The 16,373-nt window shown below is 65.9% G+C and carries 14 protein-coding genes, 1 pseudogene and 2 riboswitches; of the genes and pseudogenes, 9 read left to right on the top strand and 6 right to left on the bottom strand.

Annotated features, from left to right (window positions below):
• Positions 1 to 8: 8 nt before the first annotated feature.
• Positions 9 to 2,147, top strand: a complete 2,139-nt coding sequence (locus tag KYK14_RS01280) for a DUF3945 domain-containing protein (RefSeq protein ID WP_219156281.1) — start codon at positions 9 to 11, stop codon at positions 2,145 to 2,147.
• A gap of 99 nt (positions 2,148 to 2,246) precedes the next feature.
• Positions 2,247 to 3,701 carry a toprim domain-containing protein gene (locus KYK14_RS01275; RefSeq protein WP_219156279.1) on the top strand — a complete coding sequence of 485 codons (1,455 nt, stop codon included), beginning with the start codon at positions 2,247 to 2,249 and terminating at the stop codon, positions 3,699 to 3,701.
• Positions 3,702 to 3,709: 8 nt separating this feature from the next.
• Here the strand turns inward: KYK14_RS01275 and KYK14_RS01270 are convergent.
• Positions 3,710 to 4,054 (bottom strand): annotated as a pseudogene (locus tag KYK14_RS01270) (YnfA family protein).
• A gap of 323 nt (positions 4,055 to 4,377) precedes the next feature.
• Positions 4,378 to 4,450: riboswitch (Fluoride riboswitch) on the top strand.
• Here KYK14_RS01270 and KYK14_RS01265 point away from each other — a divergent pair.
• The 7 genes from KYK14_RS01265 to KYK14_RS01235 all read left to right on the top strand — a co-directional run bounded on the left by KYK14_RS01265 (position 4,434) and on the right by KYK14_RS01235 (position 9,216).
• Positions 4,434 to 5,195 carry a phosphatase PAP2 family protein gene (locus tag KYK14_RS01265; RefSeq protein ID WP_219156277.1) on the top strand — a complete coding sequence of 254 codons (762 nt, stop codon included), beginning with the start codon at positions 4,434 to 4,436 and terminating at the stop codon, positions 5,193 to 5,195. It overlaps the preceding riboswitch by 17 nt.
• A gap of 60 nt (positions 5,196 to 5,255) precedes the next feature.
• Positions 5,256 to 6,263, top strand: coding sequence for a zinc dependent phospholipase C family protein (locus KYK14_RS01260; protein ID WP_219156275.1), 1,008 nt, complete (start codon positions 5,256 to 5,258; stop codon positions 6,261 to 6,263).
• Between the two features lie 12 nt (positions 6,264 to 6,275).
• Positions 6,276 to 6,584, top strand: coding sequence for a fluoride efflux transporter CrcB (locus KYK14_RS01255; RefSeq protein WP_219156273.1), 309 nt, complete (start codon positions 6,276 to 6,278; stop codon positions 6,582 to 6,584).
• 40 nt (positions 6,585 to 6,624) lie between these two features.
• Positions 6,625 to 7,002, top strand: a complete 378-nt coding sequence (gene crcB, locus KYK14_RS01250) for a fluoride efflux transporter CrcB (protein WP_219156271.1) — start codon at positions 6,625 to 6,627, stop codon at positions 7,000 to 7,002.
• Positions 7,003 to 7,030: 28 nt separating this feature from the next.
• Positions 7,031 to 7,465, top strand: a complete 435-nt coding sequence (locus KYK14_RS01245; protein ID WP_219156270.1) for a universal stress protein — start codon at positions 7,031 to 7,033, stop codon at positions 7,463 to 7,465.
• Positions 7,466 to 7,507: 42 nt separating this feature from the next.
• Positions 7,508 to 8,854 (top strand): voltage-gated chloride channel family protein, encoded by a 1,347-nt coding sequence (locus KYK14_RS01240; protein WP_343217043.1) that lies wholly within the window; start codon positions 7,508 to 7,510, stop codon positions 8,852 to 8,854.
• On the top strand, positions 8,851 to 9,216 hold the full coding sequence (locus tag KYK14_RS01235) for a DUF190 domain-containing protein (RefSeq protein WP_219156269.1): 366 nt from the start codon (positions 8,851 to 8,853) through the stop codon (positions 9,214 to 9,216). The genes KYK14_RS01240 and KYK14_RS01235 overlap by 4 nt, the downstream gene beginning before the upstream one ends.
• A gap of 154 nt (positions 9,217 to 9,370) precedes the next feature.
• Here the strand turns inward: KYK14_RS01235 and KYK14_RS01230 are convergent, their stop codons facing one another.
• From KYK14_RS01230 to KYK14_RS01210, 5 genes are all read right to left on the bottom strand, one after another.
• Positions 9,371 to 10,363, bottom strand: coding sequence for a hypothetical protein (locus tag KYK14_RS01230; protein ID WP_219156268.1), 993 nt, complete (start codon positions 10,361 to 10,363; stop codon positions 9,371 to 9,373).
• 96 nt (positions 10,364 to 10,459) lie between these two features.
• Positions 10,460 to 10,532, top strand: a riboswitch (Fluoride riboswitch).
• Positions 10,533 to 10,560: 28 nt separating this feature from the next.
• Positions 10,561 to 10,974: a hypothetical protein gene (locus KYK14_RS01225; RefSeq protein WP_219156266.1), complete on the bottom strand. Its 414-nt coding sequence runs from the start codon at positions 10,972 to 10,974 to the stop codon at positions 10,561 to 10,563.
• A gap of 112 nt (positions 10,975 to 11,086) precedes the next feature.
• Positions 11,087 to 12,118 carry a YncE family protein gene (locus KYK14_RS01220; RefSeq protein ID WP_219156264.1) on the bottom strand — a complete coding sequence of 344 codons (1,032 nt, stop codon included), beginning with the start codon at positions 12,116 to 12,118 and terminating at the stop codon, positions 11,087 to 11,089.
• A 19-nt stretch (positions 12,119 to 12,137) separates the two neighbouring features.
• Positions 12,138 to 15,401, bottom strand: coding sequence for an efflux RND transporter permease subunit (locus KYK14_RS01215; RefSeq protein WP_219156262.1), 3,264 nt, complete (start codon positions 15,399 to 15,401; stop codon positions 12,138 to 12,140).
• Positions 15,398 to 16,369, bottom strand: coding sequence for an efflux RND transporter periplasmic adaptor subunit (locus KYK14_RS01210; protein WP_219156260.1), 972 nt, complete (start codon positions 16,367 to 16,369; stop codon positions 15,398 to 15,400). The genes KYK14_RS01215 and KYK14_RS01210 overlap by 4 nt, the downstream gene beginning before the upstream one ends.
• Between the last annotated feature and the right edge of the window lie 4 nt (positions 16,370 to 16,373).

Below are 16,373 nucleotides of genomic sequence, written 5' to 3'. Positions count from 1 at the left end.
ACCTTTCCATGGCAGAGCTAGATGATAATCCGACCCCGGCGCCGCTGTACCTGAGCCAGCTGCCCACCGCAAACGGCAACATTGCCGGCGATTGGCTCCAGTCCCAGCAGGCGCACCATAGCCTGTTTCAGGTGCAGTTGAACCCGGCCAACCCCAACCAGGCGGCGCTGCTGCCGGCCCCCGGCGCCGATGGGGCCCTGATGAGCTCTTACAATGACACCTTGGGCAGCGTGTATCAGCTGGGCAAAATCCCTGGCCAGGCCGACCGTTACGTGCGGCTGGAACGGCCCACGCTGCTGGAGAAGATTGGTGACAACTGGAAAGTGATGCAGCAGGGGCGCGTTAGCTTTAGTCCTAACGCCCCGGAGCCGTTGGGTGCCTTATTTGGGAAACCAGCCCTGGCCCCCGCGCTGCAGGTGGAGCCAAGGCAGCCAGCCATAGAGTCGGCAGCTACTCGCTCCGAGCAAACGAGTGCACCTGCCCAGGAAATCCCCATGAGCAAACCACCAGAGCAGGTGAGCACCACTCAAGTGGAAGCAACACCGCAGACGGTCAAGCCAGAGCTACCAGTACCGGTAGGGGAGGGGCAAGGGTCCAATCCTAAAGCCGAGCTGCCGCCCTCTGTTACTGCTTCTCCAGCGCAAATAGGGGAGTTGCAGATTCAGTGGCGGCAGAAAGGCGACGAGGTGGCCCCGCTGCTGGAAATGCGGGCCTATCTCGACCAGCTCAAAGAGGCTGGCGTAGCGGTGGGCGCCCTGACCCTGGAGCGCGACCCGGGCGGGAAGCTCAGCGGCCGGTTTGACGTCAGCTACGACCCCGCCTCTAACAAGCTGGGCCAATTGGAGGCCACGCTGCAGGGCTACCGGCAGGTGGGTAACGGCATTGCCGTGGTGGAGAACCCCGAACAGGCCGCTGCCCGCCGGCAGGAAGCCGGCTACGACGAGGGGTATGAGCCGCCGCGCAGTCGACAGGTAAAGGAGGCTTTCGGCGTGAAGCAGTGGGATGCGTTGAGCGCCCAGCTGTCGGCCGTACCCAAGCACTCACTCACGGCGCCGGAGCAGGTGCAGCAGCACGCCGCCAGTCTACGCGTGGAGCAGGTCGCCCAGCTGCAGGGCAAGACCTCGGACCAGATTATCCGGGAAGCCAAAAGCCTGTTTGACATCGATACCAGCGGCAACCCGGCATCGGCCTTCCTGAAGAACTTCTACGCCCATCTGAACGGCGGCCCGAAAACGCGGCAGAGCCTGGAGGTGGACTACGAGCGGACCCGCCAGGACCTGCAGGCCCGGTTAACCCGGCAAGTGGGCGCGGGGCCACTCTCAATTGCGGAGCAACTTAGTAGGGAGCCAGCGCTAGCCCTCAACGAAACGACACCTACAGTAGCGGCGGTTGGTACTCCAGTCAGCAATAACCCCAAGGCCAATCCTTCCCTTTTGTTTGAACCTCGGGATGTACCCCAGGCGGTACTGAATTCTCTGGGGCTAAAACGAGAGGAGATGGCTGCAAGTGGCCAATTGCATAAGCTGCTGCGCGGCGAGAAAACCGACCTCCTGCCCCTAGTAGTAGCGGGCCGGGAAGGGCAGGAACCCGTGCGCTTCGAGGGCAAAATGGTGCTGCACCGCGAAGCCGACGGCTCGGCGACGCTCAAGCTGGAACTGCCCCAGCAGAAGTTGGTCATTCCCAACGAGATTGGGGGGCAGGCCTTCACCCCGGAGCAGCGCGAGAAGCTGGAAAAAGAGGGCAACGCGGGGCTCATTCGGGGGCTCAAAGACGAACAGGGCCGGGCGTATAACGGCTACGTGGCCGTGGACCAGAAGATGAACAAAATCGTGGTGCTGCCCGAACACAAAGTGACCCTGCATGACACGGTGGCCGGTGTTCCCCTCAGTCCCGAGCAAAGCCAGGACCTGCGCGAGGGCAAGGTGGTGGCGCTCACCAACATGGCTAGCAGCTACGGCGGCCCGAAGTTCGACGGCACCGTGCAAGTGAATGCCGCCAAGGCCTGCCTGGAAGTGAAGCCCGCCGCCCACGAGCTCCAGCAGCAGCTGGCTCCACGAAAAGAGCAGGCCACGAAAGCTACCCAGGCAGTTACTACGTCGGCACAAGCGGAAGCCCCGCAGGTAAAAACCCGCGGGCCCCGACTCTAAGGACCGCAGCACCCCTAAACATCTTCTTTTCTGCAGGCCCGGCCCGGACGCTCAGCGCCGGGCCTTGGCTTTGCTAGGCCCTTTTCCCAAACGGCTGATATGGAACATGAGCTGACCTTTCAGAAAATCAAGGAGCAGGTTGAATTGCCCGAACTTCTGAGCCACTACGGCTACACCCTTAAGAAGGGCGAAGATTTAGGCAAGGGCAAATGGCACGTCTTTGAGGGCGATGATACGCTTGTGGTCTTCAAGGGCCGGGGCGGGGACTGGATGTACTTCAACGCCCAGGACGACCGCGACAAGGGCAGCGTAATCGACTGGATGAAGAACCGGGTTCACTCCGGGCGCATCAGCGGCATTGCCCAAGCCCCCGACCGCAACGTGTGGCAGGCAGCGAATGACCATTTCCGCGCCTACCTCAACTTGCCCGAAGCTGAAAGGCCCCGTCTGGACTTGCCACCAGTGGCGGAAACGGCGCCGGGGGAGAAGTTTCACAGCATTTACACGAAGAACTGCCGGCCCCTGGAAAATACCACCTTTTTGGAAGGACGGGGTATTACCAAAAGCACGTTAGCCCGGCCGCAATTCGCCGGCCGCATCCTCAACCAGTTCCATACCGTGCAGCGGGAGGGAATGCCGGCCAAAACCTACGTCAACACGGCTTTCCCTGCTTACCATGAAGGCCGCGTAGTGGGCCTGGAGTTGAAAGGGGAGGGGTTCAAGGGGCAAGCCGCGGAAAGCCAATTTTCCCGCTCACTTTGGCTGAGCAAGCTGCCCGAGGACAGGCCCGCCACGCACCTGCACGTGAGCGAGTCGGCCTTGGATGCGCTGTCTTACGCGCAGCTGCATCCCGCCGAAAAGGCTTTATATGCCTCCACGGCGGGCACGCTCACCCAGAATAAGATATTTGAGTTGAAGCGCCTGCTCACCGAGGCCGGCATTCCCACCATCCGGGCCGCTTTTGACAACGACACCCAGGGGCACCACTTCGACACGCGGCTGCTGGCCGGCTTGGCCGGGGCGCAAAACCCCCTGAAAGTGGTGCGGGAGCACGAGCAGCTGCTCACGGTTGAAATGAGTACCCGCAACGTTGCCAGCGTGCAGGCCCTGAGCGAGAAGCTGAAAGTCTACAACGCGGAAGTTACCGTGCAGTACTACCGGGAATGCGGCACCCCGGCGGGTCCGGCCATTAGCCCAACGCTTCGGGACGCGCTTATTCATTCCGTGCAGTCGGCCCCCAATACCTATCAGTTTCACGTGCCGCTGAGCGCCGAGGCCTTGGGGGCCTTCAACCGGGCGGCCCGCCAATGTCTGGGGTTTGAACACCGGGTGGAGATTGTCAAAAGCCAGTACAAGGACTGGAACGAAGACCTAAAGCAGGACCAGCTGCAGCGAGTGGTGAGGCAGCAGCTGGGCGAAGCGGGTGAGGACCAGTATGGGTTTGGCCGGCGGCCCTGGGACCACCCCCGGTTTGAGGGAGATGGCAAGAATTTTCCCGAGCCGCCGATAAGTTCGCCGGCCCGGGCAGCCACCCTCAGGAGCCGGCGAAGGTAGCTGCGCAGTTAGCTGCGGGGCCAGAACAGGATGACGCCCACCCCGGCCATGACGATGAGTCCCCCAATCAGGTCGAGGCGGTCGGGCTTGAAGCCGTCGAAGTACCCGGCCCAGGCGATGGACATGACGATGAAGATGGCCCCGTACACGGCGTAGGTTTTGCCGAACGAGGTGCTTTACGAGGTGCTTTGCCAGGTGGCCACGATGCCGTAGAGCACCAGCAGCGCGGAGCCCACCACGCCCCACCACAGGGGCTTGCCCGAGCGCAGCCACTGCCAGACCATATAACCACCCCCGATTTCAAACAGGCCCGCCAGCACAAATAGCCCGAGGGCTTTAAACACGGTTATCATACACGAAGAGGTAAAGCACTTAAAGAGGCAAATACGACAAAAAAGGCAGCCCTCCGCAGGAGGGCTGCCTTTTTCACGGGTGCTGAAGGCATTGGACAGCCTTCGCGCTTATCTGCCGGGAGCCGGGCCGCTGGGGCTGGGGGCAGCCGGACTTGCACGAGCTGGTCGGCGCACCGGACTTCGTGCGTCTGGTGGGTGCTTTGGTTTGGCCTTCTTGGCTTGGGAGTGCCGGCCCCGGCGTAAAAAAGCGAGGAAACGCAACTGCCGTTCAGGTTTACCTGCGCCGGCCCCTTTCTGGTTCGCAGGGTTTCTTCTATCTTCGCCCCGCATACGGTGATGGATTTCCACCGCGAACCGCCAGGGCTCCGGCCCTGCGCTGATGATTCCTACTGAAACGGGCCGCCACGCGGGCGGCCCGGGTAGCTCATCCTGTCGTTCGCTTTCGTGCCCTACGTCTTTCCTTTTCGCCATCAGCGGCCCCTGCGGGGCTTTGCTTGCGCGCCCGCCCACTGCCCGTGCCATCAGCGGCAGCGGGCCAATTCCTTGGCCCATGCGTGAGCTCCTGCAAGCCCTGGATACGCGCCTGCTGCTGTGGGTGAACGGCCACCACAACTCCTGGGGCGACGCGCTGATGTGGTGGGCCAGCCAGACGTTCACCTGGGTGCCCTTCTACGCCGCGCTGCTCGCGCTGCTCGCCGTGCGCTTCCGGCGGCGGGCCTGGCTGCTGCTCCCGCTGATTGCCGTGCTCATCCTGCTCAGCGACCAGGTGTCGGCCAGCCTGTTCAAGCCCTGGTTTCAGCGCTTGCGGCCCAGCCACGAGCCCGGGCTGACCAACCAGCTGCGGCTGCTGCACGCGTACCGGGGCGGCACCTATGGCTTCGTGTCCTCGCACGCCAGCAACGTGTTTGCCCTGGCGTTCTTCCTCTACTTCACCGCCCGGCGGCGGCTGCCCTGGCTGCCGTGGGTGCTGTTTCCGTGGGCGACGCTCGTGGCTTATAGCCGCGTGTACCTGGGCGTGCATTACCCGTCCGACGTGCTGGTGCCCGTGCTGGTGAGCATTCCGCTTGCCTACACCGTGAGCCAATTCTACGCCTGGGGCGAGGCCCGATTGATGCCGCCCGTTCCGCCCGCATCAACTTGATGCTCCCGGCTGTGAGCTGCGCAATTCCATGCTATTTCCCCCCCCCTCATCTTGTTGTCCATGCTTTTATCCTCTGCTTCGCGTCGGCTGCTGTTGCTCGTCCTGCTGCTGGCTACGCCTTCGCTCCTGTTTGCCTGGGGCGCCTGGAGCCACCAGCGCATCAACCGCGCCGCCGTGCTGGCCTTGCCGCCGGCGCTGCGCACCTTCTTCTACAACCACGCCGACTTTGTGACCGAAGAAGCCGTGATGCCCGATGCCCGCAAGTTCGTGCTCCGCGATAAGGCCGAGGGGCCCCGCCACTTCATCGACCTGGAAGCCTACCCCGTGCCGCTAACCCAGTTGCCCCGGACGGCCGCCGAGGCCCGTAGCCGGTACGACGCGGCCACGCTGGCCAAAAACGGGACGCTGCCCTGGACCATTCAGGAGAACCTGGCCCAGCTCACCCAGGCCATGAAAAACGGCCGCAAAGACGAAATCCTGTTTCTGGCCGCCGACCTGGGCCACTACCTCGGCGATGCGCAGATGCCCCTGCACACCTCGACCAACCACAACGGCCAGCTTACGGGCCAGACCGGCATCCACGCCTTTTTTGAGGGCCAGCTGCCCGAGCTGTTCGGCGCCACCTACCGTTTCAACGTGGGCCCGGCCACCTACCTGGCCGACCCCGTAGCGGAAACCTGGCGCCTGCTGGCCGAGAGCCACGCCAGCGCCGACACGCTGCTGGCGGTGGAGCGCCGGCTGCAGGCCCAGGTACCCGAAGCCGACCGCTACGAGCACGACGCGCAGGGCGCCCTCCGCAAAACGCAGTTCAACGACGACTACCACGCCCGGGCCTACGCCACGCGCTACCACCAGGCGCTGGGTTCCTTCGTGGAGCGCCGCCTGCGGGTGGCAGTGCAGTCGACGGCCAACTTCTGGTACACGGCCTGGGTGAATGCCGGCCAGCCCGACCTGAGCCAGCTCGACTCGGACTACACCACGCGCAGCAACGCCCGCAACCTGAAACACGAGCTGCGCCTGCTGCAAAAGGGGCAACTGGTGGACCTGAAGACCAACCCGGAATTTTAGCGATGCGGCGCCATGACTGCCTTTTCCTCACTGCCCCTGCTGCCCGGGGGACTTCCGCTCACCGCGCTGCTCGTGGTGTGGGGCAGCTGCCTGCTGTTTGGCTTCGTTCTCGGCGTGTACGACCGCCGGCTGGCTTCGCTGGGCCCGAAGCTGCCCTTGTACGTGATGGGCATCGTCAGCTTTACGGCGTTCTTTCACGTGATGTACGAAGGGCTGTCCCGGCACCTGGGCCCGGGGCCGCTGCTGCTCTACGGGGGTGGGAGCCTGCTCCTGGGGCTGCTCCTGGCCGGGGTGGGGCTCTGGCTGTCCCGTTTTGCGTAGGCGGACGTCCTTTTCTGTATCGCCACATAAAGCACGAAATATGAACCGTTCGGTGTTATTTATTGGCCTGGGAGGGTTCCTGGGGTCGGTGAGCCGCTACTGGGTGCAGCAGTACTTTCTGCGCTTCGTGCCGGTGGGCTTTCCCCTGGGCACCTTCCTGGTGAATGTCAGCGGCTGCCTGCTCATCGGCCTGCTGCTGGGCTTCTTTGAGCGCCACACCGCCGCGCCGCTGGCCTGGCGGCTGTTTCTGACCACGGGCTTCTGCGGGGGCTTCACCACCTTTTCCACCTTCGCCTACGAGAGCGTGACGCTGGCCCGCACCCACGAGCTGCTGCTGCTTTTCGCCTACACCGCCGGCAGCCTGCTGCTGGGCCTGCTGGCCGCGTTCGTGGGGCTGTGGCTGGCGCGGTTTGTTTGATTTTGCTCCTCACTTTCATTCATTTGCCATGTCTTACCACCGGATTCTGATTTACGCCGATGCTAGCCCGCAGTGCTACCATGCCGCGAAGGCCGGGTTGGAGCTAGCCGCCGCCCTGAGCGCGGAGGCCGCCCTCGTCACGGTACTGGACGATGTGGCGGCCATCGGCAACATCGATGCCGGCCAGACCCACGCCGAGGCCGAGGCGCTGCTGCTGGCCCGCGCTGAAGAGCTGCTCGACCAGCTCGCGGCCCTGGCCGCCCCGGGCTTGCGCCTCACCCGCTTTCTGCCCTGGGGCCAACCGGCCGAGCAGGTGCTGGCCACCGTGGAGGCCTGGCCGGCCGACCTGCTGGTGGTGGGCACCCAGGGCCGGCACGGCCTGCTGGGCCTGCTGCTGGGCGGCGCGGCCGAGCACCTGATGGAGCGCGCCCACTGCCCGGTGCTGGTGGTGCCGCTGCGCTAGCCCCGTTTTTATTTTCTCCTTCTGCTAACCAACCCTGCTGCTGTGGCCTTTCGCCCTCCCCATCTTACTCGCTTTCGGCCCGTGCTGGCCATGGACCAGGTGCCCCACCTGCTGTTTCTGGGCCGCTGGCTGCTGATAGGCGCCGGCGTGGGCGTGCTCGTGGGCACCGCCTCGGCCGGCTTCCTGCTGGCCCTGGACTGGATTACCGCCTGGCGCGAAGCCCATGCCTGGGTCATCGGGCTGCTGCCGGCCGCCGGCTTCGTCATCGGGGCCAGCTACTACTACCTGGGCCAGGGCGTGGTGAAGGGCAACAACCTGCTCATCGACGAGATTCACAACCCGCGTAAAATCATTCCGCTGCGCATGGCCCCGCTCGTGCTCTTCGGCACGCTGGCCACCCACCTGTTCGGCGGCTCGGCGGGGCGCGAGGGCACGGCCGTGCAGATGGGCGGCACCCTGGCCGACCAGCTCACCCGCCTGCTGGGGCTGCGGCCCCGCGACCGCAAGCTGCTGCTCATCGCCGGCATCAGCGCCGGCTTTGCCTCGGTGTTCGGCACCCCGCTGGCGGGGGCCGTGTTCGGGCTGGAGGTGTTTCTGATTGGCTCGATTCGCTACGACGCCATCGTGCCCAGCTTTTTGGCCGCCGTGAGCGCCGACCTGGTGACCCGGGCCTGGGGCGTGGGCCACACCCCCTACGTGCAGCTCGACGCGCCGGACCTGGCCCCCGTGCCCCTGCTGCTGGCCGTTGGGTGCGGCGTTTTGTTCGGCCTCACGGCGCGCGGCTTTGCCACGCTCACCCACCGGATTACGCACTGGTTCAAGCGCATCGCCTACCCGCCGCTGCGGCCCGTGGTGGGGGGCACGTTGGTGGCGCTGGCCGTCTTCGCGCTGGGCACTACCAAGTACATCGGGTTGGGCGTGCCCACCATCGTGGCCGCGTTTCAGGCCCCGCTGCCCCCGCAGGATTTCCTGCTCAAGCTCGTGCTCACGGCCCTCACGCTGGGCTGCGGCTTCAAGGGCGGGGAGGTGACGCCGCTGTTTTTCATTGGCGCGGCGCTGGGCTCCGCGCTGGCGCTGGTGCTGCCGCTGCCGGTGGCGCTGCTGGCGGCCATGGGCTTCGTGGCCGTGTTTGCGGGGGCGGCCAACACGCCGCTGGCCTGCACCTTCATGGGCTTGGAGTTATTCGGCGCCCACGCCGGGGTGTACCTGGCCCTGGCCTGCGCGGCCTCCTACCTGTTTTCGGGCCACACGGGCATCTACTCCTCGCAGGTCATCGGCCACGCCAAGCACCTGCGCCACGGCCGCGAGCAGGGCCGGCAGCTGGGCGAAATCTCCGAACACCGCAAAAACGGCCGCGACCCGGCCGCCACCCGCAACCCCGCGTTATGAAGCGACACATCCCCCAACCCAACATCCCCTACACCGTGCTGCGGCTCTACTTCCAGCACGGCGCCCCCGTCAGCGGCCGGCAGGGCTGGCGCCGCCTGCTGGGCCGCCCGCTGGCCCACGAGCTGCTCCAGGCCGCCAAGGCGCAGGGCATCGAGCAGGCCATTGCCTTCAACGTGACGGCCGGCTACTTGCAGGGCGACGCCCTGCACCACGGCCACCACGAGCACATGCCCGTCAAGCACCCGCAGTGCGTGGAGCTGATTGACCACCCCGACCAGATTGCCGCCTTCCTGGAGCGCAACCAGGCGTTGCTGGCCCAGGTGCGCGTGCTGCTGCGCGAGAGCGACAACGTGGCGCGCTGAGCTGTTTGGCTGGCCTGCCAGCTTCTCTTTATTGATTTTTGCAGCCTTATAGACGGTTGCCTTATTATGCGGGTAGCTTTTCTTTGGTTTAGACCAGCGCCGCCGGCTGCCGTCAGCCCGAACGTGAGAGCCAGCCGCGGACCTGCTGCGGGCCTCAAGGGAGGGTGGCCACCTGCTGGCTGAGCAGGAACACGTCGGGCTTCATCAGGGCGACGCTGGATTCGAGCTGGTCGTAGAAATTGGCCCGGATGCGCAGCTCGCTGGCCTTGTAGGTGCCGCCCGGCCCGAAGAGCAGGTGCAGCAGGCGCTCTTTATCCGCCGCGTCCTTGGCCCCGAGCTCGCCGGTGGTCTGCCAGCGTTGCAGCAGCGTTTGGCGGGGGGAAAGGACTTCCGGGCGGTGGGAGCTGGCCTGCGTCAGGTGAACCCACACGGCGGCGGGAAACACCGGCGCCGCGGCCGGGCCGCGGCCGATGGCGGCCAGGGCGTTGCGGCGGTGCCGGAAGTCCACGGTGGTTTCGGAGGTGCGCAGGGTGAGCAGCCCGAGCGTAGCCCCGGCCAGGCCAAAGGCAATGCCGATGGGCCGGTACAGCGTTTTGCGCACTTCCAGCAGCGACATCACCCCCGTGACGACCGTGCCCAGCGCCCCGAGCAGGATGGAGAGCAGCGTGAAGGTGCGCACCCGGCTGCCGGCGCGGTCCAGCAGGTAGTCGGCAATCTGGTCGGCCCGCTCCTCCTCGCAGTCCAGCTCGGCGGCGGTGCTGCTCACGGCCAGCGCCAGCGCGGCCAGCTGTTCGCTCACCCGCTGCCGCTCGCCCAGCCGGGTCAGCGAGCCCACCGGCGCGGCCGCGAGGCGGTGCAGGGCCGGCAGCAGGCCGTAGCGGTTGGCCGCCTCCAGCGCGGCCGGCGTGAAATGGCCCCGCAAGAGGGTGTCGGCCAGCACCTGTGCGGGCGGCAGGGACGGACCCGGCAGGGGCATGGTCGTGGTGGAGGCGGGGGCGCATTCGACCTCGGCCCGCCGGCTGTCCTGGGCGTGGGCCTCGCTGATTTTTGCCACGGCGCAGCCGTTCAGCCAGGCGGCCAGGCTCAGGCCCGCCAGCAAAGCGACCCGGTGCTTGGATAAGGACGTCGAGTGGAGAAGGGCTTTCATAGGCGACAGGGGTGATGCTGTTCAACGGGCCAATGGGCCTGATGTTTACCCCGGCAGGCAGGTTTATAATTCGCTGGTTTTTTCTATCTTCGGCCCACAGTATTCGGTGATGGATTTCCACCGCGAACCGCCCAGGCCCCGGCTTGGCGCTGATGATTCCTACCAGACCGGGGGCCCGCTGGGGCCGCCGGGGTAGTTTATCCTGTTCGCTCCTCGCCATGCCGCCTTCCCCCACCTTTCTGCGTTTGTTGCACCCGCTCCGGGCTGCGGTCCGGCACCATGCCCAACGCTGGGGATGGAAAGCCCGCGGCTGGAGCTGGTGGGTGCGCCTCGCGGCCTGGCCCCGGCTGGTGAGGTGGCTGGGGCCGCCCGCCCCCGCCGACTACGGCAGTACCCTGCTCGGCCTCACCCGCCAGGACCGGCGGCGGGCGCTGCTTTACCCGTGGCGGCTGGCCACGGCCCTGGTCCTCTGGCATGTCGCCCTGGTGCTGGTGCTGCTGAGCCTTTCGCCCTGGCCCATCCCCCCGGTGCAGGTGCTGAGCTGGGCTGCTCCGCACCTGCGCCTGGCGTGGCTGGTCCTGCTGCTGGCCAGCGTGCTGGAGCCGGACCACGACGACTGGCCCGCCGCGCGTGCGGCGATGCTCTTGCTACCGTTGCCCGGGCTGGTGCTCTGAGGTGTGCTTTTGCGCGGGTATCCCTGCCCCACTGCCCAATAGGGAGCCATTACTTCTCCACGCGGTAGACTCGGAGGGAGGCCACCCTCCCGGCTGCTTGCGGGGTGGCCAGAAAATAAGCGTCCAGGGCTGCCGAGTACAGCGAGGTGCCCGCACCCGGTACGGTGGGCAGCAGCTGCAGGGTTTGGTAGCGGTCCGGCGTCTGCTGCTGCACCACGGCGATGCTGCCGGCGCCGCAGGAAATGTAGAGCCGGACCCGCCGGGCATCGTAGTAGATGCCATCGGCGTCCGCCGGAATGGACAGCTTGGCCACTGGCTTCCCGTCTGAGGTTGAAAACACCACCAGCTGCCCCGGCGCGCAGGCCACGAACAGCCGGTGGTGCACCCGGTCCAGGGCCATGGGAATGTTCTGGCTGAAACCTGTAACGGGCCAGGTGGCGACCGGCTTGCGGGTGGTGCGGTCGATGACTTCTACCTGATTCAACGCCGGCTCGTTCACGTAAATGCGGTTGCCGTCCAGCTCAAATTGCTTGGCGTAGCCGGCCAGGGGAATTTCGCCGGCCTTCACATTCCGCTCTGTGTCTATCAGCCCGAGGGCCCCGAAGCTTTTGCCCACGCCCACCACCAGCTGCTGGGGGAGGCTGTCGTAGCGCAGGTTGTTGCAGGCTTCGCGGAAGGCATAAGAGCGCACTTTCTGGTAGGTTTTCCCGTCCAGCTCCGTCACGCGGCCGTCGCCAGTTGAAACGAACACCCGGTTGCCTTCGGGCCGGTACACCACCCACTTCGGCTCGTTGAAGCCCGGCAGGCTGGCCAGGGCCCGCCCGCTGCGCACGTCAAGGACTTCCACAGTGTGGTTGTCTTCGGCGGCCACAAACAGCCGCTGGCCGGCCGCGTCCAGCGCCATCAGGTCGAAGCCGCCCTTAACGTGGGGCAGCGGCACGGTGTGCTGCAGCTGCAACAGCGGCACGGCCGCCGGCGGATTCGCGGCAGCTTGTTTCGCGTGGTTGTCGGAGTGGCAGCCCCCGGCCAGCAGCAGCAGTGCACCCGCGCAGGCCAGGAGCCTTTGGTTTGCGTTCTTCATCAGGGAAGGGGATAGAGCGTTAGCCCCGCTCGGCCAGCTCCTGGGCGGCGCTGCGGCGGTGATAAATCAGGCGCATGCCGCTGGGCAGCACGAACAGCAGCAGCGGCAGCGCCACCAGAAAGCCGCCGATAACCGAGACGGCCAGCGGCTGCTGCATCTGCGCGCCCAGCCCGATGCCCAGGGCCAGCGGCATCAACGCCAGGATGGCGCCGATGGCCGTCATCAGCTTGGGCCGGATGCGCAGGGCAATGGCAAAGCGGATGGCTTGGTCCACGTCGCCGCCCTCGCGCAGGCTGGCGTAGAACTGGTTGACGGTGAAAATGGCATTTTCGGCGATGATGCCCACAATCATGATGATGCCCGTGTAGGAGCTCACGTTGAGCGGGATGCCGGTAAAAAACAAACCCAGCAGGCAGCCGGTGATGCCCATGACCGAGATGAAGAGGATGAGCAGCGAAATCAGCCACTCCCGAAACAAAAACAGCAGCACGGTGAACACCAGCAGCGAAGCCGTGAGCAGAATCAGCTCCAGCTCCCGAAACGAGGACTGCTGCTCGGCGTAGGCGCCGCCGTAGACCACGGTGTAGCCCGGCGGCAGGGGCAGCTGCTGACCCAGGCGCTGCTGCAACTCCTTAATCGTGCTGCCCAAATCCCGGCCGTTGAGGCGGGCGGTGAGCACCACGGCCGACTTGAGGTTTTCGCGGCGCAGGTCCACCTCGCCGGCCTCCACGTCGATGGCGGTGAAGAAGGCCAGCGGCTTGGCCGTGCCGTCGGGCAGGAAGATGAGCTGCTTTTTGAGCTGCGCCAGCGAGTTCTGGCGGAAGTCCACGAAGCGCAGCAGCACGGTGCGCATCTGCTCGCCGTCCTGCACCTGGCCCACCTGCACCCCGCCGAGCATGGCGCTCTGGGCCGGCGAGACGTTGCCCTGACTGGCCCCAATGCCCACCAGCGGCACCCCGCCGGTGAGGGCGTTGAGCTGGGTCTGGAAGTCGGTGGGCGTGAGGTTGTACACCCCCAGCTTGGCCAAATCCGGCCGGAAGATGATGCCGGGGCCGGCCACCACCAGCCCGTCCTCCACGTCGGCCACGCCGGGCGTCTTTTCCAGCACCTGCCCGGCCTGGCGGGCCAGCTTTTCGAGGGTGGCCTGGTTGTCGCCGAAAATCTTGATTTCGATGGGGCTGGGCGTGCTCATCAAGTCGCCAAGCAGGTCGGCGATGCGCTGGCCGAAGTCGATGGTTAGCGCCGGCTGGGTGGCGTTGATACGCTGGCGCAGCTGGTTGATGACCTCGGGCGTGCTGAGCTGGTGGTCGGCTTTGAGCTGGATGGAGTAGTCGCCGTAGTTGGCCGGCACCGTGCGGAAGGCCATGCGGATGCCGGTGCGGCGCGAGTAGCTTTCCACGTCGGGGTGGGCAATGATGATTTTCTCGGCCGCTCGCAGCATCTTGTCGGTTTCTTCCAGCGACGTGCCCGGCGGCGAGTAGTAGTCCAGCACGATGGTGCCCTCGTCGAGGTCGGGCAGAAAGCCGGTTTCGAGCTTGCCCGACACTAAGTAGGCCCCGCCCGCCAGCACCACTACGAACAAAATGGCCAGCAGCGGCCGGGCAAACAGCCCGGTGAGCCAGCTGAGCTTTTCGGCCTGCTCCTGGGCCGCGTTGTGGACGTGCGCCTGCTTGCCGGCGCGGTAGCCGATGAGCAGGTGCAGCACCGGCAGCAGCAGCCAGGTCACCAGAAACGAGCAGACCATGGTAATCTGCATGGTGTCGGACAGCTCCTTGAAGAAGGAGCCCGCCAGCCCGCTCATCAGGCGGAAGGGAAAGTGGATGACGATGGTGCTCAGCGAGGAGGCCACCATGGCCGGAAACAGGTCGCGGATGGCCTCGCGCACCACCCGGAACTTGCTTTCCTTGGGGTTCTCCTCGTGCACCCGGTATATCTGCTCGATGATGACGATGGCGTCGTCGATAATCAGGCCCACCGAGGCCGCGATGGCGCCGAGCGACATGATGTTGATGGTGATGCCCACCAGGTAGAGCACCAGCAGCGTGAAGCCCACCGTGACCGGAATGGTGAGTAGCACCACCAGGCTGGCCCGCCAGGAGCGCAGGAACACTATCATCACCAGGATGGCCAGCGCCAGCCCTTCCAGGATGCTGTGCACCACGCTGTCGATGCTGTCGCCGACAAACGCCGACTGGTCGTAGTAGGGCTTGAGCTTCATGCCCGGCGGCAGCAGGCGCTGCACTTCCTCGGCCTTGGCGTGGGCGTCGCGGGCAAAGTTCACCAGGTTGGTGCCCTGCTGCTTCACGAGGTCCACGAGCACGGCGTCGTGGCCGTTGGCGTTAATGATAACGAACTCCTGCTGCTCCTGCACGTCCACGCGGGCCACGTCGCGCAGGCGCACCACGCGGCCGGCGTCGGCGCGCACCACCACGTTTTCCAGGTCGCGCACGTCGGCCAAACGCGTATCCGTCAGCGTGAGGTAGAGCCGGCGGAAGTTGGCCAGGTTGCCGTTGCTGAGCACGAAGTTGGTGTTGGCGAAGGCCGTGAGCAGCTGGCCCGGCGGGATGCCCAGGGCCGTGAGCTTCACGGCGTCGGGAATCACCACGTATTCCTTGGCCTTGCCGCCGCGCACCACCACGTTGGAGGCCCCGGGCACCTGCGAAAACAGGGGCCGCGCCACCAGGTTGGCCGCGTCGCGCAGGGCGATGGGGGAGCGGGAACTGCTTTCCAGCGTGTAGCCCAGCACCGGAAACAGCGACTGGTTCATGGCCTCAGTCGAGATGGTGACGCCCGCCGGCAGCAGCCCCTTGATTTCGTTGATGCGGCTTTCCAGCTGCGTTTTGGTGGCGTACACGTCCACGTCCCAGGTCAGGTACACCTCAATCACGCAGGAGCCGCGGCTGGTGCTGCTCTTGACGATGGTCACGCCCTTCACCCGCTTCACGGCCGACTCCAGCGGCTTGGTGACGGTTATCATCATCCGGTCCACGGGCTGCTGCCCGTTGTCGGCGATGAGCGTGATTTTGGGAAAGGTGACTTCGGGAAACAGCGCCGTCTGCATGCGCTGGTAGGCGAAGATGCCGGCCGCCAGCAGCAGCAGGGCCACCAGCAGGATGGGCTTGCGGTAGGTCTGGAAGTAGGTCGAGTCGGCCGGGTCGGGCGTCGGGGGCGGCGGGCTGCCGGCCGGGCCGTTGGCGCCCACGGCGGGCAGGCCGTCGCGGTGCACGGGCTGCGGCACCACGGCGGGTACGGGGGCGGCGTTGCTGGGCTGGTCCTGCTTCATCGTACCACTTTCACTTTAGCCGTGTCGGCCAGTCCGTAGTTGCCGGCGCTCAGAATCCGGTCGTTGGCGCCAAACACCGGACTTAAAATCTGCATCTGCTCGGGCGTCTGGGTGCCGAGCTTCACCGGCACTTTGACGGCCGTCGAGTCGTTCACGAGCTTCATCACCCAGTAGTTATCCAGCGTCTCATCCGAGAGCACGGCGGAGGCCGGTAACAGCTGGGCCGCCGCGTGGCGCGCCTTGGTCAGGCGCACCTGCACCACCAGGTTTTCGGGGATAACGGCCGTCACGTTCTGCGGGCGCACCAGGTACACCTCGGCTTGACCCGTGCTCACGCTGGCCAGCGGGGCCTGCACCGTGCCCATCAGCCGGGTACTGTCGGGCAGCAGGATGGTGACCGTGGGCTGGCCGGCGGCCAGCTGGTGGTACTCATAGGGCAGGCTGAGCTGAAACACGAGCTGGCTGCTTTCGGCCACGGTGCACAGCGGGGCGCCCTCCGGCACAAAGGCACCGGGCTGGGGCTGGTCGAGCACGCTGACCACGCCGCTGGCCGGCGCCTTCACGGCTTGCAGGCCGAAGTCGCGCAAACTCGGGTCGATGCGCGTGATGCTGCCGCCCAGGGCGCGACGCTCCCGGGTTTCGAGGGTAAAGAGAACCTGACCCGCGCTGACCCTATCGCCGATGCGCACCCGCACGCCGGTGACGTAGGCCGCGATGGGGGCCGTCACCGCGCTTTTGCGCGGGTAGATGCTCGTGGCCGGGAAGCTCACGAACTCTTCCAGGGGCTGCGTTAAGGCCTGCACGGTCTTCACCTGGGCCCGGGGCGGCGGCCCGGCCGCTTCCTCGGCGGGGTCGCCGGAATGGCAGGCCAGCACCAGCGCGGGCAGGGCCAGCAGCACCGCCCGTCCCAGGGCAAGCCGGGCGACACGGGGGAAGGATAGTAAAGCTAAAAGGGATGTTATCGGCATGAGA

Source organism: Hymenobacter profundi (assembly GCF_019334315.1).
Classification (GTDB): domain Bacteria; phylum Bacteroidota; class Bacteroidia; order Cytophagales; family Hymenobacteraceae; genus Hymenobacter; species Hymenobacter profundi.
This window is presented reverse-complemented; position numbering and strand designations above follow the sequence as displayed.

Bases quoted from the DNA above. Each gene is read 5' to 3' on its own strand.
- KYK14_RS01280 (WP_219156281.1), top strand. From the start codon at position 9: ATGGCAGAGCTAGATGATAATCCGACCCCGGCGCCGCTGTACCTGAGC.
- KYK14_RS01275 (WP_219156279.1), top strand. From the start codon at position 2,247: ATGGAACATGAGCTGACCTTTCAGAAAATCAAGGAGCAGGTTGAATTG.
- KYK14_RS01220 (WP_219156264.1), bottom strand. From the start codon at position 12,118: ATGAAGAACGCAAACCAAAGGCTCCTGGCCTGCGCGGGTGCACTGCTG.
- KYK14_RS01245 (WP_219156270.1), top strand. From the start codon at position 7,031: ATGTCTTACCACCGGATTCTGATTTACGCCGATGCTAGCCCGCAGTGC.
- KYK14_RS01265 (WP_219156277.1), top strand. From the start codon at position 4,434: ATGATTCCTACTGAAACGGGCCGCCACGCGGGCGGCCCGGGTAGCTCA.
- KYK14_RS01235 (WP_219156269.1), top strand. From the start codon at position 8,851: ATGAAGCGACACATCCCCCAACCCAACATCCCCTACACCGTGCTGCGG.
- KYK14_RS01255 (WP_219156273.1), top strand. From the start codon at position 6,276: ATGACTGCCTTTTCCTCACTGCCCCTGCTGCCCGGGGGACTTCCGCTC.
- KYK14_RS01230 (WP_219156268.1), bottom strand. From the start codon at position 10,363: ATGAAAGCCCTTCTCCACTCGACGTCCTTATCCAAGCACCGGGTCGCT.
- KYK14_RS01215 (WP_219156262.1), bottom strand. From the start codon at position 15,401: ATGAAGCAGGACCAGCCCAGCAACGCCGCCCCCGTACCCGCCGTGGTG.
- KYK14_RS01260 (WP_219156275.1), top strand. From the start codon at position 5,256: ATGCTTTTATCCTCTGCTTCGCGTCGGCTGCTGTTGCTCGTCCTGCTG.
- crcB (WP_219156271.1), top strand. From the start codon at position 6,625: ATGAACCGTTCGGTGTTATTTATTGGCCTGGGAGGGTTCCTGGGGTCG.
- KYK14_RS01210 (WP_219156260.1), bottom strand. From the start codon at position 16,369: ATGCCGATAACATCCCTTTTAGCTTTACTATCCTTCCCCCGTGTCGCC.